The sequence below is a fragment of the Ihubacter massiliensis genome (genome assembly GCF_024125305.1).
GTDB lineage: Bacteria > Bacillota > Clostridia > Peptostreptococcales > Anaerovoracaceae > Hominibacterium > Hominibacterium faecale.
Map to the genome: position 1 here is coordinate 3,553,544 of NZ_JAMXVH010000001.1, position 24,187 is coordinate 3,577,730.

Annotated in this window: 23 protein-coding genes and 1 riboswitch; of the genes, 15 read left to right on the top strand and 8 right to left on the bottom strand. The window is 48.3% G+C overall.

All coding sequences use genetic code 11. From position 1 onward, the window contains the following. Window positions 1–2 precede the first annotated feature (2 nt). The 6 genes from pstB to ribE all read left to right on the top strand — a co-directional run bounded on the left by pstB (window position 3) and on the right by ribE (window position 5,723). Complete coding sequence (pstB, locus tag NIA71_RS16295; protein ID WP_148397575.1) at window positions 3–767, top strand: phosphate ABC transporter ATP-binding protein PstB; 765 nt, start codon at window positions 3–5, stop codon at window positions 765–767. An 11-nt stretch (window positions 768–778) separates the two neighbouring features. Then, entirely contained in the window at window positions 779–1,432 is a 654-nt protein-coding gene (gene phoU, locus NIA71_RS16300) for a phosphate signaling complex protein PhoU (RefSeq protein WP_253020970.1), read from the top strand. Window positions 1,433–1,983: 551 nt separating this feature from the next. After that, window positions 1,984–2,099: riboswitch (FMN riboswitch) on the top strand. Window positions 2,100–2,310: 211 nt separating this feature from the next. Beyond that, window positions 2,311–3,393, top strand: coding sequence for a bifunctional diaminohydroxyphosphoribosylaminopyrimidine deaminase/5-amino-6-(5-phosphoribosylamino)uracil reductase RibD (gene ribD / locus NIA71_RS16305; RefSeq protein WP_253020971.1), 1,083 nt, complete (start codon window positions 2,311–2,313; stop codon window positions 3,391–3,393). A gap of 4 nt (window positions 3,394–3,397) precedes the next feature. Beyond that, window positions 3,398–4,033 (top strand): riboflavin synthase, encoded by a 636-nt coding sequence (locus NIA71_RS16310; RefSeq protein ID WP_148397573.1) that lies wholly within the window; start codon window positions 3,398–3,400, stop codon window positions 4,031–4,033. An 11-nt stretch (window positions 4,034–4,044) separates the two neighbouring features. Then, complete coding sequence (locus tag NIA71_RS16315) at window positions 4,045–5,247, top strand: bifunctional 3,4-dihydroxy-2-butanone-4-phosphate synthase/GTP cyclohydrolase II (protein ID WP_253020972.1); 1,203 nt, start codon at window positions 4,045–4,047, stop codon at window positions 5,245–5,247. 14 nt (window positions 5,248–5,261) lie between these two features. Next, window positions 5,262–5,723 carry a 6,7-dimethyl-8-ribityllumazine synthase gene (gene ribE, locus NIA71_RS16320; protein WP_148397571.1) on the top strand — a complete coding sequence of 154 codons (462 nt, stop codon included), beginning with the start codon at window positions 5,262–5,264 and terminating at the stop codon, window positions 5,721–5,723. Between the two features lie 2 nt (window positions 5,724–5,725). Here the strand turns inward: ribE and NIA71_RS16325 are convergent, their stop codons facing one another. Then, the gene (locus tag NIA71_RS16325) at window positions 5,726–6,757 is read right to left on the bottom strand and encodes a DUF2804 domain-containing protein (protein ID WP_253020973.1); all 1,032 of its coding nucleotides are present in this window, start codon (window positions 6,755–6,757) and stop codon (window positions 5,726–5,728) included. A gap of 123 nt (window positions 6,758–6,880) precedes the next feature. Between NIA71_RS16325 and NIA71_RS16330 the strand changes: the two genes are divergently transcribed. Further along, window positions 6,881–7,705, top strand: coding sequence for a deoxyribonuclease IV (locus tag NIA71_RS16330; protein ID WP_253020974.1), 825 nt, complete (start codon window positions 6,881–6,883; stop codon window positions 7,703–7,705). Window positions 7,706–7,755: 50 nt separating this feature from the next. Further along, on the top strand, window positions 7,756–8,514 hold the full coding sequence (locus NIA71_RS16335) for a glycerophosphodiester phosphodiesterase family protein (protein WP_148397569.1): 759 nt from the start codon (window positions 7,756–7,758) through the stop codon (window positions 8,512–8,514). A 39-nt stretch (window positions 8,515–8,553) separates the two neighbouring features. Here the strand turns inward: NIA71_RS16335 and cysK are convergent, their stop codons facing one another. From cysK to NIA71_RS16355, 4 genes are all read right to left on the bottom strand, one after another. Next, window positions 8,554–9,477 carry a cysteine synthase A gene (gene cysK / locus NIA71_RS16340; RefSeq protein ID WP_336246073.1) on the bottom strand — a complete coding sequence of 308 codons (924 nt, stop codon included), beginning with the start codon at window positions 9,475–9,477 and terminating at the stop codon, window positions 8,554–8,556. Next, a complete protein-coding gene (locus NIA71_RS16345) occupies window positions 9,471–10,766 on the bottom strand; it encodes an O-acetylhomoserine aminocarboxypropyltransferase/cysteine synthase family protein (protein WP_253020975.1) in 1,296 nt (431 codons plus the stop codon). Before NIA71_RS16345 ends, cysK begins: the two co-directional genes overlap by 7 nt. A gap of 120 nt (window positions 10,767–10,886) precedes the next feature. Beyond that, window positions 10,887–11,324, bottom strand: a complete 438-nt coding sequence (locus NIA71_RS16350) for an RrF2 family transcriptional regulator (protein ID WP_233087115.1) — start codon at window positions 11,322–11,324, stop codon at window positions 10,887–10,889. Window positions 11,325–11,658: 334 nt separating this feature from the next. Next, window positions 11,659–12,831: a cation diffusion facilitator family transporter gene (locus NIA71_RS16355; protein WP_253020976.1), complete on the bottom strand. Its 1,173-nt coding sequence runs from the start codon at window positions 12,829–12,831 to the stop codon at window positions 11,659–11,661. A 190-nt stretch (window positions 12,832–13,021) separates the two neighbouring features. Here NIA71_RS16355 and NIA71_RS16360 point away from each other — a divergent pair, with 190 nt between their 5' ends. After that, entirely contained in the window at window positions 13,022–14,470 is a 1,449-nt protein-coding gene (locus tag NIA71_RS16360; protein ID WP_253020977.1) for a basic amino acid/polyamine antiporter, read from the top strand. A gap of 7 nt (window positions 14,471–14,477) precedes the next feature. Here NIA71_RS16360 and NIA71_RS16365 read toward each other — a convergent pair whose 3' ends face one another. Continuing rightward, complete coding sequence (locus NIA71_RS16365) at window positions 14,478–14,750, bottom strand: TIGR03905 family TSCPD domain-containing protein (RefSeq protein WP_148397563.1); 273 nt, start codon at window positions 14,748–14,750, stop codon at window positions 14,478–14,480. A gap of 124 nt (window positions 14,751–14,874) precedes the next feature. Between NIA71_RS16365 and NIA71_RS16370 the strand changes: the two genes are divergently transcribed. Then, window positions 14,875–15,861 carry a DUF3048 domain-containing protein gene (locus NIA71_RS16370; protein ID WP_253020978.1) on the top strand — a complete coding sequence of 329 codons (987 nt, stop codon included), beginning with the start codon at window positions 14,875–14,877 and terminating at the stop codon, window positions 15,859–15,861. Between the two features lie 2 nt (window positions 15,862–15,863). Next, complete coding sequence (locus NIA71_RS16375; RefSeq protein ID WP_253020979.1) at window positions 15,864–16,634, top strand: RNA-binding protein; 771 nt, start codon at window positions 15,864–15,866, stop codon at window positions 16,632–16,634. Between the two features lie 297 nt (window positions 16,635–16,931). On the opposite strand, the gene NIA71_RS16380 is transcribed toward NIA71_RS16375, so the two are convergent. Together NIA71_RS16380 and NIA71_RS16385 are read right to left on the bottom strand one after the other, a co-directional pair. Next, window positions 16,932–18,299 carry a penicillin-binding transpeptidase domain-containing protein gene (locus NIA71_RS16380; RefSeq protein WP_253020980.1) on the bottom strand — a complete coding sequence of 456 codons (1,368 nt, stop codon included), beginning with the start codon at window positions 18,297–18,299 and terminating at the stop codon, window positions 16,932–16,934. Continuing rightward, window positions 18,296–20,008, bottom strand: a complete 1,713-nt coding sequence (locus NIA71_RS16385) for an FtsW/RodA/SpoVE family cell cycle protein (protein ID WP_148397559.1) — start codon at window positions 20,006–20,008, stop codon at window positions 18,296–18,298. The genes NIA71_RS16380 and NIA71_RS16385 overlap by 4 nt, the downstream gene beginning before the upstream one ends. 211 nt (window positions 20,009–20,219) lie before the next feature. On the opposite strand from NIA71_RS16385, the gene NIA71_RS16390 reads away from it, so the two are divergent. From NIA71_RS16390 to NIA71_RS16405, 4 genes are all read left to right on the top strand, one after another. Further along, on the top strand, window positions 20,220–21,101 hold the full coding sequence (locus tag NIA71_RS16390; protein WP_253020981.1) for a 2-oxo acid dehydrogenase subunit E2: 882 nt from the start codon (window positions 20,220–20,222) through the stop codon (window positions 21,099–21,101). After that, a complete protein-coding gene (locus NIA71_RS16395; protein ID WP_253020982.1) occupies window positions 21,091–22,818 on the top strand; it encodes an AMP-binding protein in 1,728 nt (575 codons plus the stop codon). The genes NIA71_RS16390 and NIA71_RS16395 overlap by 11 nt, the downstream gene beginning before the upstream one ends. Window positions 22,819–23,448: 630 nt before the next feature. Then, a complete protein-coding gene (locus NIA71_RS16400) occupies window positions 23,449–23,808 on the top strand; it encodes a DUF134 domain-containing protein (RefSeq protein ID WP_148397555.1) in 360 nt (119 codons plus the stop codon). Then, window positions 23,780–24,139 (top strand): NifB/NifX family molybdenum-iron cluster-binding protein, encoded by a 360-nt coding sequence (locus tag NIA71_RS16405; protein ID WP_148397554.1) that lies wholly within the window; start codon window positions 23,780–23,782, stop codon window positions 24,137–24,139. Before NIA71_RS16400 ends, NIA71_RS16405 begins: the two co-directional genes overlap by 29 nt. Window positions 24,140–24,187: the final 48 nt, after the last annotated feature.

Sequence of the window (24,187 nt, forward strand, 5' to 3'; positions counted from 1 at the left end):
AAATGACGGATAAAGAAAAAACCTTTCAAGTAAAGGATCTGGATTTATATTATGGAACCTTTCAGGCTCTGAAAAAAATTAATATTGATATATACGAAAAGGATATTACAGCATTGATTGGACCCTCCGGATGCGGCAAGTCCACCTTCCTGCGAACCTTGAACCGAATGAACGATCTGGTGGAGGGATGCAGGATCGAAGGAAGCGTCCTCTTTGACGGCGAGGATATCTACGATAAAGATTATGATCTGATTAATCTGCGAAAACGGGCGGGGATGGTGTTTCAAAAACCCAATCCTTTTCCCAAGACCATTTATGAAAACATTACCTACGGGCCCAAAATTCATGGAGAAAAAAACAAGAGCAAGCTGGACGAAATCGTCGAACGTACGCTGCGCGAGGTAGGGCTTTGGGAAGAAGTAAAGGACCGGCTGGGCAAATCGGCGATCGGCCTTTCTGGCGGCCAGCAGCAAAGGCTTTGTATCGCCAGATGCCTGTCGGTGGAACCGGAGGTGATCCTTATGGATGAACCTACCTCGGCGCTGGATCCGGTGGCTACAACTAAGATCGAGGCTTTGATTCAGGAGCTGGCATCCAAGTATTCGATTATCATCGTCACCCATAACATGCAGCAGGCGGCTAGAATCTCCAACCGGACAGCCTTCTTCCTGACGGGTGAAATTATGGAGATCGATGATACGGAAAAAATCTTTACTAACCCATCCAATTCAAAGACAGAAGAATATATAACCGGAAGATTCGGTTAAAGGAGGAATTTATGACACCGAGACCTAAAATGGACCAGGAACTAATTGCGATTAACGATAAGGTAACAGAAATGACCGAAGAAATCGAACAGGCCATTGTCGATTCGCTGAGAGCGATTAAAGAGAAAGATATGGATTTGGCCAGAGCCATTATTGACAACGATGAGAAGATCGATGATATGGATGATGAGATTAACGAAATGTGCTATCTTTTCCTGGCTACCCAGCAGCCTTTGGCCGGCGATCTGCGTTACTGTATCTCCATTATGAAGATGGTAACCGATCTGGAGCGGATCGGCGATCACTGCGAGGACCTGGCCAAGTATGCGATCCGTATGGAAAATGAGGAATACTACAAAGAACTGATCGACCTGCCGAGGATGGCGGAGATGGCCGCAGGCATGGTGAAAAACGCCATCCGCGCTTTTTTAGACCGGGATCTCAAGCTGGCCCGCAAGGTTTGGAAAGCGGATGAGGAGGTGGATGAGCTGTTCCGCGACGTATACGAAGAACAGATCGGAATCGCGGCAACTGACTCAAAAAACGCCCGCCTTTCCATTATGTTTGCCTTTGTCGCCGCCCACCTAGAGCGCATCGCCGATTATGCGACAAACATCTGCGAGGAGACCGTGTTTTCCTTGGAAGGAGCTTATACGATGGAATAGAATGTAGGCTGACTTATTCGCGGCGGCAATCCTCTTACACTAATTTTGTATTATTGAATGAAATTAGTGTATTTTTTAACGTTTCCAGCGGGTAAATTTTGTCAAATCTGCTTTGAGTTCCGATTTTTACTGATTTTGCTCTCTGCAACGCACAACTTTTACACCATTTTACACAAAAATACGGCGTTTTCATAATGGTAAATCTATTCTATGCATGACTGGTTTGCAATTAACCCCGCGCCCTTCCTTCCAGCCTGCGATTTGTTCAATCCTGGATTTTTGTAAAAAAACATTGACAAAATATGGCTGGGGGGGGGGTATACTTATTTTAGAAGTATGGATCGCTAAAAAAATTTGGTGCTGCCGTGAGGCGAAAAATACAGAAAATGTGAGGCAGCGCTTATGTGTGTATTGTGATAAAAACGATGTGCGGCCGGTGCCTGCCGGCCCGGCTGTGCGGAGTTGAATCGCCCCCCCCCTCTCTGGCGGCACAGAAAATTTTTTTCTTGACAATACGGTCAGAAGGTCTATAATAAAAAATGAATTGAATAACAAGTCTTCGGGGTTTGGTGAAATTCCATACCGGCGGTACAGCCCGCGAGCGCCCAGCGCATGAACCGGTGAGATTCCGGTGCCGACAGTAAAGTCTGGATGAGAGAAGATGAAAGCTCTTTTGCTATGTAAATTTACCCTGAGAAATTTTCTCAGGGTTTTTGTTTAAGATAATCGGTGCCGCACGCACTGGTAAAAATCTTTACGGCAAAGGATAATCGGCATCAAAGAACGTGCCGGGATTCAGCAAAAGATAGGAATGCTGATTATAAAACAAAACTCCGAATTTGATTTCGGGGTTTTCTGTGTTTTTGGGAGGGATGAAGATGACAAAAGAAGAATATATGCGCTATGCATTAAACCTGGCGGAGCAGAGCAGAGGAAGGACCTCGCCCAACCCGCTGGTGGGAGCCGTAATCGTAAAAGGCGGCCGGATCATCGGAGAAGGCTGGCATAAGAAATACGGCGGGAACCACGCAGAGATCAATGCCTTTGAAGATGCGGCAAGGGCAGGCCACGACGTTCAGGGCGCGGAAATGTACGTAACCCTGGAGCCGTGCTCCCATTACGGCAAGACGCCGCCATGCGCCAGGGCCATCATTGAAAAGAAGGTTAAAAAGGTTTATATAGGCATGGAGGATCCCAATCCGCTGGTGGCAGGACAAGGAATTCGGATGATGGAAGAGGCGGGAATCCAGGTGGAAGCTGGAATTCTAAAGCAGGAGTGCAGCAAGATCAACGAAATTTTTCTCAAGTATATTACGGAGAAAAGACCGTTCGTTGTAATGAAAACAGCCATGACACTGGACGGCAAGATTGCGGCGCGAACGGGAGATTCCAAATGGGTCAGCGGCGAAGAATCCCGCAGTCTGGTGCAAGAGATGCGTAATAGCCTCACAGGAATCATGGTAGGAATCGGGACGGTGCTTGCCGACGATCCCAGGCTGACCTGCCGCAAAGAAGGCGGCCGGGATCCGGTACGCATCATCGTTGACAGCCATTTGAAGATACCCCTTTCAGCCAAGGTCCTGCAAGATGATAATTACATCCTGGCGGCCACGTCAGATTGCGACCCGGAAAAAAAGAAACGATTAGGTGATCGAGTATTGCTTACCAAGAGCAGAGACGGACAGGTGGATTTGGATGATTTGATGATGCAGCTGGGAAAGCGGGGAATCGACAGCATCTTGCTGGAAGGGGGCGGCAGGCTCAATGAATCGGCATTGAAAGCCGGTATCGTGGATCGGGTTATTTTCTTTATCGCACCGAAAATAATCGGCGGAAAAGATGCGCCGACGCCGGTGGAAGGTGAAGGCCTGGCCCGCATGGATGAAGCCATATCATTGGATAACGTCCAGTTTGAAAAAATAGGCGAAGATTTGATGATTCAAGCCATACCAAAGAGGTGAGAACATGTTTACAGGAATCATAGAGGAGATCGGCTGTCTGATGGAGAGCCGGCAGGGAAGCCTGCGGATCCGGGCAAAGAAGGTCCTGGAGGACGTCCATCTGGGGGACAGCATCGCAGTCAACGGAGTCTGTCTGACCGTTACCGGATTTGATGCGGCTTCCTTTTCCGTGGACGTTATGGCGGAAACCTTGCGCCGCAGCAACCTGGGAGGGTTGTCAACTGGCAGCAGGGTCAACCTGGAACGGGCCATGGCTGCGGACGGCCGTTTTGGCGGACACATCGTCAGCGGGCATATCGACGACACCGGAACGATAACACGCCTGGAGCAAGAAGGGAATGCCGTATGGGTTACGGTTTCGTGCAGGAAAGAGCTGCTCCGCTACATTGCGGAAAAAGGTTCAATAACCATTGACGGCATCAGCTTAACCGTAGCCAGTCTTTGGGAGCATGGGTTTCAAGTTTCCATTATTCCCCATACGGGATCGGAAACCACCCTGCTGGAGAAAAAAACAGGCGATTTGGTTAACCTGGAGACTGATCTCATAGCAAAATATATCGAAAGACTCATGCGGCCCGCCGCAGCAGAACCGGCAAAGAGCAGCATTGATCTGGAGTTTTTACAGAAAAATGGATTTTAGGAGGATAAAAAATGAGCAGCTTTGGAACGATTGAACAAGCGTTAGAGGATTTGAAAAACGGCAAGATCATTGTATGTACCGATGATCCGGACAGGGAAAACGAAGGCGATTTTATTTGTGCGGCTGAGTTTGCAACGCCGGAAAACGTGAATTTTATGGCCTGCTATGGGAAAGGGCTGATCTGCATGCCCATGAGCGGACAAATGACGCAAAAGCTGGGGCTGGCACAGATGGTCGACAACAACACGGATAACCATGCAACAGCCTTTACGGTTTCCATCGACCATGTGGATACCACTACCGGCATTTCTGCCCACGAACGATCTGTGACTGCCATGAAATGTGCGGAGGACCGGGTACAGCCGTGTGACTTCCGCCGTCCGGGGCATATGTTCCCTTTGGAGGCTAAGCCCAAAGGCGTTCTGGAAAGGGAAGGTCATACAGAAGCAACCGTTGATCTGATGCGCCTGGCCGGCCTCAAAGAATGCGGTCTCTGCTGTGAAATCATGCGGGAAGATGGAACCATGATGCGGAGGACCGAGCTCATGGAACTGGCCAGAGAGCACGGTATGACCTTTATTACCATCAAAGACTTAATCGCCTACCGAAAGCGCCATGATAAAATTATGGAACGGGTTGTAGAAGCCGATTTCCCGACCAAATACGGACAGTTTCGCATCTATGGCTATATTAACAAGCTCAACGGGGAGCATCATGTAGCTATGACCATGGGCGATGTGGAAAACGGCGATCCGGTACTGGTACGCGTTCATTCCGAATGTTTGACTGGAGATGCGCTTGGCAGCGCCAGGTGCGACTGCGGCGACCAGTACGATGCGGCGATGCGGATGATCGCCCAGGAAGGCCGGGGAATCATGGTCTACCTGCGGCAGGAAGGCCGGGGCATCGGTCTTATCAATAAGCTGAAAGCCTATGCGCTCCAGGACCAGGGAATGGACACGGTGGACGCCAACATCGCTCTGGGCTTTGACGCGGACCTGCGTGACTACACAGTGGGAGCACAGATTTTGGAAGACCTGGGTGCCACCACCCTCCGTGTTATGACCAACAACCCGGATAAAATAAGCGGCCTTGAAAGCTACGGCATCGATGTGGTGCAGCGGGTGCCCATTGAGACAAAGATCAAGCCGGAAAGTGAATTCTACATGCAGACCAAGAAAGAAAAGATGGGCCACGTGCTCCATTCATGTTAAGGAGGTAAAGGAAAGTGAAAGTTTTAGAAGGAAATTTAATCGCACAAGGACTGAAGATTGGAATTGTTGCAGGCAGGTTTAATGAGTTCATCGGCAGCAAGCTGCTGTCAGGGGCAATCGATACCCTGAAGCGCCATGGAATGGATGAAGATGCCATCAGTGTGGCCTGGGTTCCGGGGGCCTTTGAGATTCCGCTGATTGCCAAGAAAATGGCAAAGAGCGGAAAGTATGACGCCGTCATCTGTCTGGGCGCTGTCATTCGCGGAGCAACCGCCCATTTTGAATATGTAAGCGCGGAGGTGTCCAAAGGAATCGCATCCGTAGGGCTGGACAGCGAGATTCCGGTGATCTTTGGAGTACTCACTGTGGATTCCATCGAGCAGGCTATTGAACGGGCAGGAACCAAGGCCGGAAACAAAGGCAGCGAAGCCGCAGCTGCTGCCATCGAAATGGTCAATCTGATCAAAGAAATCTAATGCTACCATTTATTGAAGACTTTCTCGGCAAATCCGAGGAAGTCTTTTATTGTCAGAACCGTTCCGTCATCGAGAACGACTCGCCCGGTGTACAACCCGAATACCTGGTGCTGATCGCTGCACAGAATTCCCAGATTGGTCTTAGCTGCCCGGTCGATAATGGGATGGAAGATCATTTTAAAACGATCGTCATCGCTGGTAAAAAACCAGGGCTCCAGGTAATTGTCCACCCCGTTTAATGTGGGAATGTTAAAGGTCACACGGGACAGCTTGTGGGCTTTATGCCCATAAAAGAGCATGTTTTCCGTGGCCTCCGAATCATCGCCAAAGCCGCAGCCGATGTTAAAGCCGAAGGGTACTCCATCCAGCAGACCGGAGCTGCTTCCCCAGTACCAGGTGTTCTTATAAGTCCATACCCCGCGGCCCCAATCCAGAACGCCAAAAGATTCTTCCGGACGGAAAATATACGACTGATCACCCAGATTAACATAACCTTTCGCTGCCATGCAGTTTATTTTTTGATTGTAATAGAAGGCCAGGGGATCTTCCACAAAAGGCGTGGCAATGACCATCGAATCGCCGCCATGATCCTCCAGGGTAATTTCTCCATCCAGGGTTTTATGATCATAAAAATGATCCATATGGAATTTGAGAAAGCGCCGGTCCTTTTCTTTTCGAAAAGAAAGAAAATGGTTCTTGCAGAAGCTTTCCGTGTATCCGGTTTCCGATGTTTCCGGCATATGGGTGTGGCCCATGGGGAACAAACGCATAGGGCTTTTCGTATGCTGCCACGGCTTTCGAAAATCAATAAAAGAGATACTGTCCAGTCCCATATAGGAATTGTCAGCAATGGTCAAAGCCACGGCAAACTCCCGATTGGCAATCAGATAATAATCCCATTCTTTTATGCGAAATTTATTCGCTTTTATAGCGGAACGATCATAGTCTAATAGGAGACTCCTTGCATACCCGGCTTCAGATAATGTTCCATTGGGCCGGAGCAGATCGTGTTTTCTCGTTATTTCATGCTGCATAATCCTTCTCCCTTTTTTCATCTTAGAATAGTATAAAACATTTTTGAACAGTTGGGAAGTGGTGGTTCGTTTTTCTGTGAATGTGGTATCATAGAAATATAGATTAAACAAAGGAGAATCAACATGTTAACGATAGGATGTCATTTATCAGCAGCGAAAGGTTATGAAAATATGGGAAAAGACGCCCTTAAGATCGGGGCCAATACCTTTGCTTTTTTTACGAGAAACCCTCGGGGCGGCAAGGCAAAAGCCATCGATCCGGCAGATGCGGATAAATTGCTTTTGATCATGAAGGAGCATAAATTCGGCAAGCTGGTGGCCCATGCGCCGTATACCCTCAACCCATGTTCCAAAGACCCGAAAGTGCGGAATTTTGCGTTCATGGCTATGAGTGAAGATATGCAGCGGATGGAGTATACGCCAGGAAACTATTACAATTTTCACCCCGGCAGCCATGTGGGTCAGGGTGTGGAAACAGGGATCCGCATGATATCAGATTTGCTCAATCAGATTCTCAAGCCGGAGCAGAGCACGATTGTGCTGCTGGAAACAATGGCCGGCAAAGGCAGCGAGGTGGGAGGCAGATTTGAAGAGCTGGCGGCCATCATAGAGCGGGTAGAGTTAAAGGATAAGATCGGCGTTTGTATGGACTCCTGCCATGTCAGCGACGCCGGTTATGATATCATTCATGATTTGGACGGCGTACTTGAGGAATTTGATCGGATCATCGGGCTGGAGAAGCTGCATGCCATGCACATCAACGACAGTCAGAATCCCATAGGCGCTCATAAAGACCGTCATGCAAAGATTGGAGAAGGCCATCTGGGGCTGGAGACCATTTCCAAAATCGTCAAGCATCCTCAGCTTGCGGGCCTGCCCTTTATTCTAGAAACGCCCAATGAACTGGATGGATATGCGCGGGAGATTGCGATGCTGCGGGAAGCGTGATACAATTTTTCGGAGCAGACTTTTATCATCAATAATAGAAAGGACGAACCATGTCAGATACCATATATGCAGCCCACAGAGGCTACAGCAGCACTGCGCCGGAGAATTCCATCCCAGCCTTTGAAGAGGCCGTCAAGCATGGATTCGGCGCTGTTGAGTGCGATGTTTGGCAGGCAAGGGAGGACGGCGGCGGGCCGCAGCTTATGATCATGCATGATGAAAACCTGTCCCGCATGTGCGGCGTCAATGTGCGCATCACGAAACTGACCAAAAGCGAGCTGGCCGAATACCCCATTATTCGGGGCAAGAATATCGGTAAATATGGCGGCTCCCTGCCAATCCCCACCTTTGAAGACTATTTGCAGATTTTAGAAACAACAGAAGCGATCCCGATTGTTGAAATCAAAAGCAGGGAGCCGGAGAATGAAGAAAATGCTATCTCAGAGGAAACAGCAAGGCATTTAACCAGCCTCCTTTACAACAAACTGCCGGGTCGCCTCGCAGTGCTGCAAAGCTTCAATCTTCATTCCTTGTATCGGCTGAAACCTTTTATCCGTAAAAATACCCAGCTGCTTTATTTAGTCAAAAAGCCGGCGCTGATTAAAAGTGAACGGCTCCTGGAATACAAAAAAGCGGGGATCGCAGGGATCTCCGCCAAGTATACAATTTTATCTTCAACATCTATCAGCCGTATTCATAAATGCGGCTGCAAGCTGGCTGTGTGGACCGTGGACAGCAGAGCGCTGGCACGGAAACTGGCGGCTGCAGACCATGTTGAATATGTGATTTCCAATAAAATTTACAAATAGAGAAAAAACCATGGAGGCTTTAAGGATCGCGTCTGCTGTTTATTTGAATAAATCCGTAGTCAGGTAACGTTCACCAGTATCGGGAAGGAGAACGACAATGTTCTTGTCTTTTTCACGTTTTGCCAGCTGAACCGCAGCGTAGAGGGCGGCGCCGGACGAAATGCCGACCAGGACTCCTTCTGTCTTAGCCAGCGTTCTGGCTGCTTCGAAAGCCTCTTCGTTGTCTACCGTAAGGACTTCATCGTAGAGCTGGGTATCCAGTACTTCGGGAACGAATCCGGCGCCGATCCCTTGAATCTTGTGGGGACCGGCAATACCTTTGGATAGAACCGGAGAGGCGGATGGTTCGACGGCGGCCAGCTTAATCTTTGGATTCTTCGCCTTCAAATAGCGGCCTGTGCCAGTGATGGTACCCCCGGTTCCGATTCCGGCGACAAAGATATCGACCTGTCCATCCGTATCCTGCCAAATCTCCGGACCAGTGGTCGCTTCGTGGGCTGCAGGGTTGTACTGGTTGGCAAACTGACTAGGTATAAAACTGTTTTCCGTATTGGCAGCCAGTTCTTCCGCTTTGGCGATAGCGCCTTTCATTCCCTGGGCGCCGTCCGTCAGCACAAGTTCAGCTCCGTAAGCCTTGAGCAGCTTGCGCCTTTCCATGCTCATGGTTTCCGGCATGGTGAGAATGATTTGATAACCCTTTGCCGCCGCTGCTGCAGCCAGCCCGATTCCAGTATTGCCGCTGGTAGGTTCAATGATCACGGAGCCTTCTTTCAACAGACCGGACTCTTCCGCCTGCTCGATCATATTTTTTGCGATTCGATCCTTGACGCTTCCGGCGGGATTAAAATATTCCAGCTTCGCTAAAAGGGGTGTGCTGAGACTCTGTGCCCGGCTGAATCGGGATATTTCCAAAAGCGGCGTGCCGCCAATTAAATCTGTCATTTTCTTATAAATCTTCATAATGCTTCTACTCCTTTAAATGCCTGCGAGAGGTCTTCAATAATATCGTCAATATGCTCAGTGCCGATGGACAAGCGGATGGTTGCAGGCCCGATGCCCTGCTCCTTCATTTCTTGTTCATTGAGCTGAGAATGGGTTGTGCTGGCCGGGTGGATGACCAGTGATTTAACATCGGCTACATTAGCCAACAGCGAAAAAATTTTCAAATGATCAATAAAGGCATGGGCTTCTTTTTGCCCACCCTTAATATCGAAGGTAAAGATGGAGGCTCCCCCGCCCGAAAAATACCGCTCATAAAGATCATGATGCGGGTGATCCGCAAGGGAAGGGTGCTGGACAGCTGCAACCAATGAATGTTTACTGAGGAATTCCACCACTTTCAACGTATTGAAAACATGGCGCTCAACTCTGAGGGAAAGGGTTTCCAAGCCCTGTAAAAACAAAAATGCGTGGAGCGGCGCCAGAGTTGCGCCCATATCCCGCAAAAGGACTGCGCGTATGCGGGTGACAAAAGCCGCCGGCCCGGCCGCTTTTGTGAAGCTGACACCGTGATAGCAGGCAGTAGGCTGGGTAAGCTGCGGGAATTTACCGCTGGCTTCCCAGTCAAATTTGCCGCTGTCTACGATTACACCGCCCAGGGCTGTGCCGTGGCCGCCGATGAACTTGGTAGCCGAGTGAACGACGATATCGGCGCCCAGTTCAAAGGGCCTCAGCAAAAATGGTGTGGCAAAGGTATTGTCTACAACAAGAGGAATTCCATGATCATGGGCAACTTTAGCTACTTTTTCAATATCGATCAAGGTCGCGTTGGGATTGCCGATGGTTTCAATGAAAATAGCTTTCGTATTTTTCCGCAGCGCATTCTGAAAAGCGCCGTCCTCGTCCGGATCGACAAAGGTGGTGGAAATACCCATTTCAGGCAAGGTATGTTCTAAAAGATTATAGGTGCCGCCGTAAATGGTCTTGGCTGCGACGATGTGATCCCCTGCATGTGCAAGATTCTGGAATGTATAAGTGACGGCGGCAGCCCCGGAAGCCACTGCCAGAGCGGCACAGCCTCCTTCAAGGGCGGCGATCCTTTTTTCAAAGACATCCTGTGTGGAATTGGTCAGCCGGCCGTAGATATTGCCGGACTCAGCAAGGCTGAATCTGGCTGCGGCCTGAGCCGAATCCTTGAAAACATAGGATGTAGTCTGATAAATGGGGACTGCCCGTGAATCGGTGGCCGAATCGGCTTCCTCCTGTCCTACGTGCACCTGCAATGTCTCAAATCTGTAAGTTGTTTCTGCCATGATATGCTCCTCCTAATACCTCAAATCTTAATTCATATAATTCCTATAGAAATAGTATGAATTTATAGTAATATAAATTCCCTGCTTTGTCAACAGGGAATCTTAAACCAAATAGAAAAATTAGATGCAGAAATCGTTATTGCCTGCGGTCCTTTGATTTTCGCAGAGGTCGGCCAAGGTGACACTGTCCACATAATCGTTGATGGCGTTATAAAGGCCTGTCCAGAATGGAAGGGTGCCGCAGCTGCTGCAGCGGGGACAGTCGTTTTCCTGGGTTTCCAGGCAGACTACCGGGGCCAGAGCCCCTTCTGTAGTCCGCAGAATATCGCCTACTGTGTAAGAATCCGGCGCTTTGGCAAGCTTATAGCCGCCTTGGGGGCCGCGAACACTTTTGATATAGCCGTTCTTATTAAATAAGGATACGATTTGCTCCAGATATTTCAGCGAGATATCCTGCCTTGCAGAAATTTCCCGCAGAGAAACATATTCATCTCCGCCGTAGATCGCCAGGTCCAGCATGAAACGCAGCGCATAGCGGCCTTTGGTTGAAATTTTCATAAGCACATTCCTTTCTTTGCGATATTTCATCCTTCGGCAGCTCACTCCGCTTGCTGGTCAGAATGTTATACTATTCTGACCAGATTAATACGGAGTTGCCGAGAGGTGCAGAATAAGTGAAACTTGCCCGACCTGGCTCGCAAGTTATAACATAACGAGCCGATGGCTGAAGGGGGGAGCCTTAAAAAATCCCATTTTCTGATACCCCCAGCGTGCTGCCTTTCCATCGCTAGCCTGCGGATGGTCAGAACTGCGTTAGATATTAATGTCTGGACAAAATAAAGAAAATATTGCCGCAATTCAACAGTTGCTGCATAGCGAATTAGATAACCAATCAAGTTTCCGTATAAGCCTTATCAAAGGTAATGACCACGAAATAGGTGGGATTAATTTGCTTGAGCATTGCATCCACCAGCCGGCTTATTTCATCCTCGGACATTTTACAGGACGGTGTCAATACCGCATCAAAGATGATATTGGTATGCGTCTTGCCGGGAACGATGCGTAGATCGTGAATACTGTGGACTCCCTCAAGGGGCTTAATTGTCTGAATAATCTCTTTATAGAGCTGGCTGATCAGAGGGTTATCCAGTTCTACCGGATCCATATGAGCAGTAAACTCGATGTGAAGGCCCTCCTTGATGTATCGTTCAATGTTGTCGATCATATCGTGGCTTTCCATTAGATCGCCCTTGGCGTCCACCTCAATGTGAATGGATGCGAAGATTTTGCCGGGACCATAGTTGTGCACCACCAGATCATGGATGCCGATAACCCCTTCATGGGAAAGAACGCCTTCTTCAATGGCCCGTACCAGATCCGCATCCGGCGCTTCTCCCAGAAGCGGGCTGGAAGTCTCGCGAATCAGCTGAATCCCGGACCAAACGATGAACAAGGCAACTAAACAGCCCATATAACCATCCAGCTGTATATGAAAGATTTTTCCGATGAAAATGCTGACCAGAACAGCGGAAGTGGAGATCACGTCATTGCGGCTGTCGGCGCCTGTGGCCATGAGGGCAACGGAATTGATTTTTTTACCGATCCCCATATTAAAAAGGGCCTGCCAAATCTTAATAACAATGGCAATGACTAGAATAATTACCGTAGTATAGCTGAAGGAAAGCGGGTCAGGCTGCAGAACTTTGCGAAAGGATGAGCTCAGCAGCTGCAGACCCAGAACGATGATCAGCACTGAAATAAAAAGGCCGGTCAGATATTCGATTCGGGCATGGCCGTAGGGATGGTCTTTATCTTCAGGCGCTGCCGCCAGCTTGAAACCGATCAGTGTAATAATAGAGGAAGAAGCATCCGCCAAATTGTTGATTCCGTCCGCCACAATGGCGATGCTGCCTGCCACCAGACCGACGATGATCTTCATCGTACACAAAACCGCATTAGAGATAATGCCTACGATTCCGGCAAATTTACCGTAGCGCTCCCGGACTTTGGGATCGCCGGTATTCTTATAGTCTTTTACAAATATTTTTGCTAAAAAAGTTCCCATATCTATACTCCGTTCAAATAACAATATGACCTATTATACCATATCTTTCTACAACTATGTACAAACGGATGGCAGGAAATTATATGACCGGTTGCTATTCCCATCGACGGGAGTGAAAGGGGGAGAAATACAATTTTCAGGCAAAACAACTCGTCCGCCGGCATATGTTCCCAAAGAGAGGTGGATCTTTATGAAACAGGACTTAAATCATGGGCAGCAGTTAAGCTGCTTTAAATTAACCGGCGTTGCAGTGGGCAGTACGATTGCCAGCGGAGCCTTCAGCTTGTCGGGGGATATGGCGGCTGCCGGAGCAGGGACAGCGGCGGTTCTATGCGGATGGCTTTTATGCGGTCTGGGAATGCTGGGACTGGTCGTTTGCTTTTACCACCTGAGCCGCGTCAAGCCGGGGCTGACGGGCGGTATTTACAGCTATGCCAGAGCCGGGTTCGGGGATTATGCAGGTTTTAATTCGGCCTGGGGCTATTGGATCAGCAATTTTCTGGGCAACGTGTCCTTTGCAACTTTAATGTTTGCGGCGCTGGGCCATTTTTTTCCTGTATTCGGAGCAGGAAACAATTTGGCGTCTGTCGTGGGAGCATCGGCGGTCACGTGGCTGTCAGTACTTTTGGTGCTCCGGGGAATGAAAGCGGCTGCCCTCATCAATCTGCTGGTCACCTTTGCCAAGCTCATCCCGATTTTTCTATTTATCTTGGCAGTGATTTTTCTAAAAGCCTTTGATCCGCAGATCTTTTTTTTCAACTTTATGGGAGAGGATACCGGATTGCCATTCAGCAGACAAGTGATGGCTACGACATATACAACGGCATGGGCTTTCATCGGCGTTGAAGGAGCCGTTGTTATTTCCGGACGAGCGAGGACTTCACAGGATGCGGGCAGAGCGACAGTAATATCTTATCTGTGTGTGCTGATGATTTATATCCTGATTTCTGTTCTCAGTATGGGTGTGATGACCAGAGGACAGCTGGCCCAGCTGGGCAATCCGCCGCTGGCGGACGTAATGCGGCAGGTAGTCGGGCCCTGGGGCGGTAATCTGATCAATGCCGGCGTTGTCCTTTCCTTGTTGGGAGCCACACTGGGGCATACGATTATTTCTGCGGAATGTGCCTACGAAGCTGCGTCAAAAGGTTCATTCTGCAAGCTCTTTGCTATGGAAGGAAAATCGGGAGCACCTATCGCCGCGCTGTTAATAACCGGAGCACTGGTGCAATTGTTTCTGGTGATCGTATATAAGAGTGCATCCACTTATCAAATTTTCTATACAATTTCTACGACCATGATGGTCATTCCATATCTTTTGACAGCTCTCTATTACTGGCAGCTGGCCGCTCATAGACCGGAAAGTTTAGAGCATGCGGGGATACACCCTGCAAGGGGCCGGCTTGCTGCTGTAATTGGAATTTTATATGGAGTTTGGCTGATTTATTCGGGCGGTTTGACGGCCCTGTTGGTGTCTGCACTCCTATATGCGCCGGGAACCTTGATTTATATGAAGGGGAAAGGTGAGCAGCATCTTCCTCCTTTTTACCGGATGAGGGATAAGGTTCTGCTGACTCTGATTCTATCGATCTTTACAATTTCGCTTGCACTGAGGGGACAAGGGGGTCTCGATCCATTTTAAAGGGAGCCTATTTGGCTCCCTCCTTATCTTTATTCTCTTCCAGTGCTTTTCTCAAAGCTGTAGCCAGCTGATCGGTGCAGGATGTGGATTTCATGCCGCAGCTGATTCCAGAAAGCTTTTTCGTGACTTCTTCCACCGGCATGCCTTCTACTAATGTTGAAATTGCCTTTAGATTGCCGTTGCAGCCGCCGCTGAACTTTACATTTTTGACAATATCGCCGTCCAATTCAAAGTCCAGCTTGGTGGAACAGACTCCTCGTGGGATGTAGGAATACTTCATAACAATTTGTCCTTTCTTAATTGCTTTTTACTGTTATAATATATAATATAGCAAAAAAGAACGGAAAGGGAAAGATAAAATGCGTTCAGACAAAAATAAAAGAAAAATTAAGAAAAAAAGCAGCATGAAAATGATGTTGATTGTGCTGGTTGTACTGGTAATTGGTGGGGCAACCGCCGTATTTGCTCTCTTTGGAGGGCTTTCCAGCGATTGGCCGGATATCAAATCACCAAAGACAAACCCGCTGACCGGTGAGCTGGTAATCGAACTGCCATCGAGACCGTTCATCCTTTCAACTGACAATGATTCCGGTCTGGCAAGACCACAGTCGGGGATCTCCAAGGCCGATATTGTTTATGAATTTCCAGTGGAGGGAGGTTCCAGCCGTTTGGAGCCGATTTATTACAGCAAGGTACCTGACAAAATCGGACCATCCCGCAGCGCAAGGCCGTATTTTATCGATATGGCCAGAGAGTATAAAGCGGTTTTCGTCCACCACGGATGGAGCCCGCAGGCCAAAAAATATTTAGAGTCCGGTGTGATTCCCTACATCAGCGCGTTCAGTTATAACCGTATTTTCTATCGTTCAACGGATCGCAGCGCGCCCCATAATTCTTATACCACGGGGAAAGACGTCTGGAAGACCATTAAAAAAGAAGGATGGGATCAGCAGCAGGAGCCGAGGAGCTTTCCATTTTTGGGAGACGGCCAGATCCAGCAGGGAGCATCTGCCGTCGATATTGATATTGATTATCGGGTAAATAAGAATAACTATAAGTATGATAAAAAAACTGGCCTCTATAAAAAATACGTCGGCGGAAGCGAGTATATGGACAAAGAGACCGGAAAGCAGATCACCACGAGAAACATTCTGGTGCAAAAAGTGAAATCCAAAGTTCTGGATGAAAAGGGGCGCTTGAAAATCAATATGACCGCAGGGGGAGATGCCCTGCTTTTTACCAACGGAGTTGCAGTAGAAGGCAGCTGGTCTAGAAAAGATCTCGATTCCCCTACTGTTTTTACGGATCAAGAAGGGAAGGAACTGAAGCTGAACGTGGGCGTTACCTGGATTCAGGTGGTGGATGACACGGTGAAGGTGGAATACAAATAGCGATGAACGAAAGCAAAGAAGATAAAATGCTCTTGGCTGGGGCAGAAGACAAATATCAGCAGTGTAGTCGCCAGTATATGGTGACCAGCACTGGTTTTCTGGATTTACGACAAAGAGCGCTGGTGGAAGGACGCCTGCGGGAGCTGAGCAAAGCTTCAAGCGATGTGAGCTGGGCGTTTTTCGGCGGGTATGAAGATGCGGAGCGAACCATAGCCATGTTTCTGCCTGACTATGCGAGCCTTGAAGAGAACCATCCCCTAGCGGTCATCCGTGCGGAGGCTCCGTCCGGGGGAAGGAAGCTGACCCATCGGGATTATCTGGGATCGCTCACCGGATTGGGGATCAAAAGGGAGAAGATCGGTGATATTCTTACCAATGAAACAGGGGCGGACATCCTTATTTTAGAAGAAATAAGGGACTTCCTGCTGTTTCATTATGAGAAAGCAGGAAGAACCAGCCTGAAGCTGGAGTCCGTCCCTCTGTCGGAGCTGCGGATACCTGAGCAGAAAACAAGTATGCAAAAAGATACGGTTGCCTCTTTGAGACTGGACAACGTGATCGCATCGGCTTTTTCCCTTTCCAGAGCAAAGGCGGCGGAAGCGATTCGCTCGGGATTGGTCTTTGTCAATAGTATGCAGGCGGAAAAGACAGATTTCCAAGTTAAAGAAGGAGATAAGCTGGTACTCCGGGGGAAGGGCAAGGCTTTCTTGCGTGAAGTCGGACAGCGAACGAGAAAGGATCGAATTTTTATTGTGACTGAACGGTATTTGTAGGCCATAGAAAATGGGCTGCCTGCTGACCAATGATTTAATTCATGTAGCTGTGCGGTGCCTGGGATTATACTAAATTTTTTATTTTAATGAATCTAGTGAATTATTGCAACGTTTTCAAGGTTCAAATTGTGTCAAAATCCTTGAACCTTTATATATCTCGAAATTTCAGGCTTGCAAGCCCACAATATTTACACCACTTTCGGCCCAAACACCCCATTTTCATTATGGTAAACCAAAAAACACAGCAGTCACACGAAGTGTGACTGCTGTGTTCGCGCTTCCGGCTTTCTTGTCCGGTTAATATTTTTCGACGACTTCCTGCAGCACTTTATTGGCAATACTGCCGGAAACCTGACTGCCGAAACCGCCGTTTTCAACCAATACGATAAAGGCATATGGATGTTCTTCATCCCTGAGGAAACCGGTAAACCAAGCGTTGGGCCGTTTATTCTTCCCAACTTCCGCTGTGCCGGATTTTGCGCAGATATTCAGGCCCGGAAAGTTCTCCGTACCATAATTATCTTCCACGTTGTTACGCATCATGTTTTGAAGGATTGATGCAGTGTTTTCTTCAATCATACGCTTAGTCCAGGACTTCCAGGGCAGGCTTGCAGGAATTCCGGTGCTGAATTTTACATTGCGAATAATTTTCGGCTGTACAGCCCGCCCGCCGCCGGCGATGGCTCCCATATAGGTCATCATCGTACAAGGGTTTACTAGATCTTCATGCTGCCCGATACCGGCCCAAGCCAGCTCAACTCCACCGCTCTGTGGAAACTCAAACTTTCCCCTTGCAGTAGAGATTCCGTTGATATCTCTGCTGATGGTCAGACCGGTCTTCTCTGTATATTCCTTCATCTTTTCTGCGCCCACCTTTTCGGCCAGCTTTCCGAAATAGCAGTTGCAGGATACGGCCAAAGCCTTTTCCAGATTAACCTTTCCGTGAGGTTCCTGGCAGGTAACTCGGTCCGAACCGCCATAAGACTGTCTGCCGGTGCAAGTGTATTCCCAGGTCGCATAATCGGATAAATTTTCGATGGAAGCCGCCGCTGTCACCAGCTTGAATATGGAGCCGGGAGTGAAGGTAGCGGAAAAGAAACGGTTCATGTAAATACCAGATTTATCATCCTCGCTTACCTTAGGCGGGTCCGTTGGATCGTAATTAGGCGAACTGACCAGACAGATGATTTCTCCGGTCTTATAGTTATAAACTCCGACTGTACCTTTTCGTCCGGCAAGCGCTTGATTGGCCGTAGTGCAGATTTCGGAATCAATAGTGAGGTTCACATTTCTGCCTTTTCCCAGCATGGAGTAAGTCCCCGTAAGAAAATTATAACCCGAAAGCTTATTGGCAAAGACTTTATTAGCGCCGGTAGCGATCATGCCGCTTTTATCGCCAGTTAAATGGACGTTCGCTTTCCGAATGGAAGAGGTATCGCTGAATTGCATCTTTCCGCCCACATTGGTCATAAGCAGTTTGCCGTTTCGATCGTAAAGGGAGCCGGTTTTCAGCTTTCCTTTATCGTTGTAAATCTGTTTGTTGGCTGTATAAGTCGCCCAGTCGCCTCCGTCTTTCACATAGCGAAAACAAAAGACGCCGAGGCCGATTACCAGGACTCCGGCAAGGAGCAGGCACATGATCGCACGTTTTTCAATCTTTTTCATGATGCTAGGCCCCCTTCCTTTTTATCGTCCAGCCGGACGGCAAAGCTGGCGTTCTGCCTGGTGTCGGCTGCCTTGAGGAAGGCCAAAAGCCCCCAGGAGACGATCATACTGGTCCCTCCGCTGGAAACGAAGGGGAAGGTTACTCCGGTAAAAGGCAGCAGGTCCAGCGCACCGAACACGTTGAGTATCGTTTGAAAAATAAACAGCGAGGTGGCGGCACAAGCGGCAATGCTGTAATAAGCGGAGCGGCCTGCGATGATGGAACGGACCGCAAAGACGCCCAGCGTTACAATACATAGAACAGCTAAAATAGCAATAATCAGACCCCACTCCTCAGCAAGCAGGGAAAAAACAAGGTCAGTATCTGAAGCCGCTGTAGTATGGAACCAGCCTTTTCCGGCACCAACGCCGGGAAGGCCGCCGCTGGCCGCCGCCGACATGGCCCTGGTCTGCTGGTATCCGGTTCCCATAGGATCGTCCCAGACATGCCCCCAAGTGGCGAATCGCTGCCTCACATGGGGCTTCAACGTCAGCACCAGCATACCAGCCAGTGCTACAGCACCGACGATGAGGATCAGCTTGGAAAAATCGCCGCTTCGCAGAAAGGCGATGACCAGGAAGGTGACAAAGAAAATGGCAGCGCCGCCAAAGTCACTCATTAAAGCCAAGCAGCCCATACAAAAGCCGGAAAAAATCATGAAGATGGTCAGGTTTCCTTTTTCATACAACTCATCTAAAGTAGCGGCTCCGGCAATAATAAAGGATATTTTAACCAATTCTGCCGGTTGAATAGACATTCCTCCGATTTCAATCCAGTTCTTTGCTCCATAATGAGTTGTTCCAAAAAGTAATGTTGCAAGCAGCAGAACAACGCCCACTCCCAGAATCAACATCCGAACTTCCTTGGACCTGTTCAAATCCCGCAAAAACCAGCACAACAGAAAGAATAAGACTACCCCTAAGATGATGCAGATCAACTGTTTCATCGTGTTGCCGGTGTGTACAGCTGTTGCAGCCAAACTGAGCGTGGACAAGAAAAAGGCAATGGTTTCCATTTCAAATGCGATCCGCCGCAGAGAGCGCATGAAAAGAAAATAAACCCACATAATCGCACATAGACCGAAGATGGATGTTGGAATGGATGGAGGGCAGTCATCTCCATATGCGACTTTAAACTGAACTACTGTCAAAACCTGAAAGACCGTCAGCGCAATCAGCGATGTCCACGGAGATACGGGCCGGCTTTTCCGCTTTCTTTTTTGAATGTTTTGCTGCTTTTCCTGCAAGCTTACAGGAATCAAAGAAAAATTAGCGCCGCCCAGAGTAAGTACATCGCCGGGACGCAAAGGCATAGTCTTTTTTACCTTCACCCCATTTATGTAAGAACCGTTTTTCGAATGCAAGTCATTGTATCGCCAAGTTCCCCGGGCATCCCGAACCAGGGTTCCGTGATTACGGGATATACTGTTCAGGTTGACTACAATATCGGCGCTGGAAGCTCGCCCGATAACGTTTTCCCAATGCTTGAGCGGGGTAGAAGAACCGTCGGGGCCTCCTATATAGGCCCATATCTCTGAAGGGTTTTTTGCCTGAAGCAAAGATTTAATTGATTTGACCAGTATAAATATAGCAAGAAGCACAAAGACCCACCTTACGGCCGCTGTGTAATATGGCCCCATGACGGTCATTATGTTCTGGAATGTATCCATGCCTTGTCCTCCTTTTTCTAACTTAAATGCAGAGAACATTATATCACAACCGGGTCTTTTTTCGGACCCCTTTAATAAACTTTTAAGAATCAACATGATGGCTGCTCATGCTGAAAAAGTTGAAAAAAAGCGAAAAAATGAATATAATATATCATTAAGTTAGATTATGTTATAAATTGTATACAATACTCGACGACCGAGGAGGAAGTGTATGACAAAGAAAACGAAAGAAAGAAGGGACAGGCGGGACGGAACCAGAGTCCGCAATGTGGATGGGGTCCATGCGATTATGCCGCATTTGATGCCCAATCGGTGTGATGCGGAAGTGTATATACAAGAGCAGATCGATGTCACCAATTTGATGCGGTATCTGCAGGAAAAAAATGGGCCAGGTGCCGAATATAAAACTACAATTTTTCATACGATCGTTATGGCGGTTGCTAAAACCATATATAAAAGACCGCTGCTGAACCGCTTTATTGCTGGCAAACGATTTTTCGATCGTAATGAGATTACAATTTCATTTGTAGTGAAGCGACAGTTTCAGGATGGAGCCGAAGAAGCGCTGATGACGCTGCGGGTTGAGGACGATATGACACTGGAAGATGTGAGCAGAAAAATCATTGGAGATTCTGCCAAGCTTAGGCAAGAGGCTGGTACAAATGATATTGACCAAGTGCTGGGCAAACTGGCTAAGCTGCCCAGATTTGTTATGAGAATCATGATGGCTGCTTTTCGGTTTTTGGATTTTCATGATAAGATGCCGGCATTTATCTGTGATGGGGACCCCAACTATTCAACGGCTATGCTGACCAACCTGGGCAGCATTGGATGCAGCTGTGTCTATCATCATTTGAACAATTATGGAACTAACTCTCTGCTCATTGCCGTAGGAACCGTGCATCAAGCACAGATCATTGGGGATGATGGAGAAGCGGAGATCCGAGATGTGGTTGATCTTGGCGTTACTTTGGATGAAAGAATTGCAGACGGCTTTTATTTTGCCAGATCCGTAAAATTGCTGGAGGAAATCCTATCCCAACCGGAAATTCTGGAAAAACCAGTAAAGGAGGAAGTGGATTATGAATGCTAAAGAACCAAAGGCTCCGTGGCTGTCGTCATACCGTAATGTGCCTGAAACACTGGATTACCCCGATCTTTCGATGATCGATCTGATAGAAAAGAATGCAGAAGAACACCAGGATGTAACTGCATACGAATTCATGGGAAAGAAAGTGACCTATCGCCAGTTTTTGTCAGAAGTCAATCAGTGCGCAAGAGCATTGTGTGCTTTGGGCATTCATGAAAACGACCGGGTTACGATTTGTATGCCCAACACTCCGCAAGCGGTCACGATGTTTTATGCGATCAACCGCATGGGAGCGCTGGCCAATATGGTCCATCCGCTGTCGGCTGAGGGAGAAATCGAGTTTTATCTCAACCACTCTCACAGCACAGCTATTCTTGTTCTGGACGCTTTTTATTCAAAGGTTGAACAGGTACGCGGCCGGACGCCGGAGTTGAAGCATGTTATTGTAGCCTCCATTGCCACCGAGCTTTCAGGTATTACAAAACTTGGATTCAAGCTGACGAAAGGAAGAAAGATCAAGAAGATCCCGAGCCGTGAGGATGTTATCACCTATACGAGCTTTATGCGGAAGGGGGAATCTTTTTCCGGAAACTTCCGGACCGTGCGCAAGGGTTCTGCTGAAGCTGCAATTTTATACAGCGGCGGCACTACGGGAAAAACAAAGGGAATCATCTTAACCAACTTGAACTTTAACGCTCTGGCTATGCAGACCGGTGCTGCGGGAGACTGTATTATAACCGGGCATAAAATGCTGGCGATCATGCCCATGTTTCACGGGTTCGGTCTGGGCGTCTGTATCCACACCATGCTGATTCACGGCTGCAGCTGCGCCTTGGTTCCCCAATTCAGCGTTGAAACATATGCTAAGCTGCTCAAATCCGTCCAGCCCAACTACATTGCCGGCGTGCCGACTCTTTTCGAGGCGCTGTTGCGCAATAAACGGATGAAAGACGTGGACTTGTCCCGCCTGGAAGGTGTCTTTTCCGGCGGCGATTCTCTATCCGTCGAGTTAAAGAAGAAGGTGGACCGCTTTCTCCGGGAGCATGATGCTCCCGTACAGATCCGGGAGGGGTACGGGACGACCGAATGCGTTACTGCCAGCTGTCTGACGCCCAAGGACTTTTACAAAGAGGGAAGTATAGGGATTCCTTTCCCCGATACTTATTATAAAATTGTCAAGGCCAGCACTAAAATGGAAATCCCTTATGGAGATGAGGGTGAAATTTGTATCAGCGGCCCCACAGTTATGAAAGAATATCTGGAAGATCCGGAAGAAACAGAATCCACGCTCCAGCGTCACGAGGACGGGAGGATTTGGCTTCATACCGGAGACCTGGGAACTATGGATGAAGAAGGCTTTGTTTATTACAAACAGCGGCTGAAACGGATGCTTATTTCCTCTGGATACTCCATCTACCCGTCTCAGTTGGAAAATATCATTGACGCTAACAAATATGTGCTCATGTGTACCGTAATCGGCGTGCCCGATCCATATAAAGTGCAAAAGGTTAAGGCATTTATCGTCTTGAAGCGGGGTGTCAAGCCGACGCCGGAAGTCCAAAAGGATATTGAAGAGCATTGTGCGAAAAACATTGCCCAATACGCCATGCCCTATGAATTTGAATATCGGGATAAGCTGCCTCAGACACTGGTGGGAAAGGTAGCTTATACGATTTTAGAAAAGGAAGAGCTCGCAAAGCTGAACAAACTGGAATCATAGGATTTTGAACAATTGGTACGGTGTTGATTGCTGAGGGGAGCCGACTCCTGCTTACAGCCGGGAGGACTGGCAAACTTCTGCTAGTGGGTGAGGTGGCAGGGCTCCAGGATACTTCTGCGGAATGGGGAGGGGCCAGGCCCGGGAAAATTGTTGCTGACCGGTGAGGTGGCGTGGCGGATCTTGGAAAACTCCTGCAAAGCTTTGCTTTTTTTACGCAAAGTTGTGGGGCTGCGGGGCATCATTTTGGAAAAAAGTAGGCCTGACTCCTGAAAAGCCTATTTAAGAGGGTTTAATCGTTGAAAAAGGGGAAAAGATTAAAATTTTTTTGATTTCTTCCGGCCATTTAACGTTTCGTGCAGGGCTACTCTTCTGCACAGCAGGATAAAAGATGCGAGCCGCAGCTCGCATCTTTTATGATTTCAGACCAGCGGGGGCGAGAAACGCGAGAATCTGAGATCTGAGAGTAACTATCAAAGTCGAAGCCTTTTGGCAAGAATTGTAATACTGAGTGCCAGACGATTTGTTTTTTGCTGTCATTTTCATGCCTCTGAAAAAAGACATCGGAATATAATTGACATAAGTCAGAAACTGGGCTATAATTGACATAAGTCAGAAACCAAGGAGATTACCATGCCGAGACCTAAAAAATGCAGAAAAATCTGCGGCCTTCCTAAACGATGCAATTTTGGACCGCTGGACGGTGATGCCGCAGATGAAAACGTTATTATGACGGTTGATGAATACGAGACGATCAGACTGATCGACCATCTGGACTACAATCAGGAGAGTTGTTCCCAACAGATGGGAGTAGCGAGAACTACAGTGCAGGCTGTGTATAATTCTGCTCGGAAAAAGTTGGCGGAGGCCTTGGTTGACGGCAAACCCTTGATCATACAGGGAGGAAATTATAGAATTTGCCCGCAGGGCAGAAATCGGTGTTGCAAAAAAGGAGGCCATCAGGATGAAAGTTGCAGTTACTTACGAAAATGAACAGGTATTTCAACATTTTGGGCAGACGTCCCAGTTTAAAATCTATGAGGTAAAGGATGGAACTGTATCCTCAAGTGAAGTTGTATCTACAGGCGGAAAAGGACATGGGAGTCTGGCGGGATTTCTCAAAGACGCAGGTGTCGATACGGTTATCTGCGGTGGTATCGGTGGAGGTGCCAAAGCTGCTTTGGCCGAGTTAGACATTCAGGTGCTGCCGGGAGTATCTGGAGCCGTGGATGAACAAGTAGAACGGCTGTTAGCCGGCAATCTGGAATATGATCCAACGATCCAGTGTTCCCATCACGGAGAGGGGCATAAGTGCCACGATTAATTCTCATCATATCCAAAGGAGCCGCATTTGCGTTATCGCAGCGGCTCT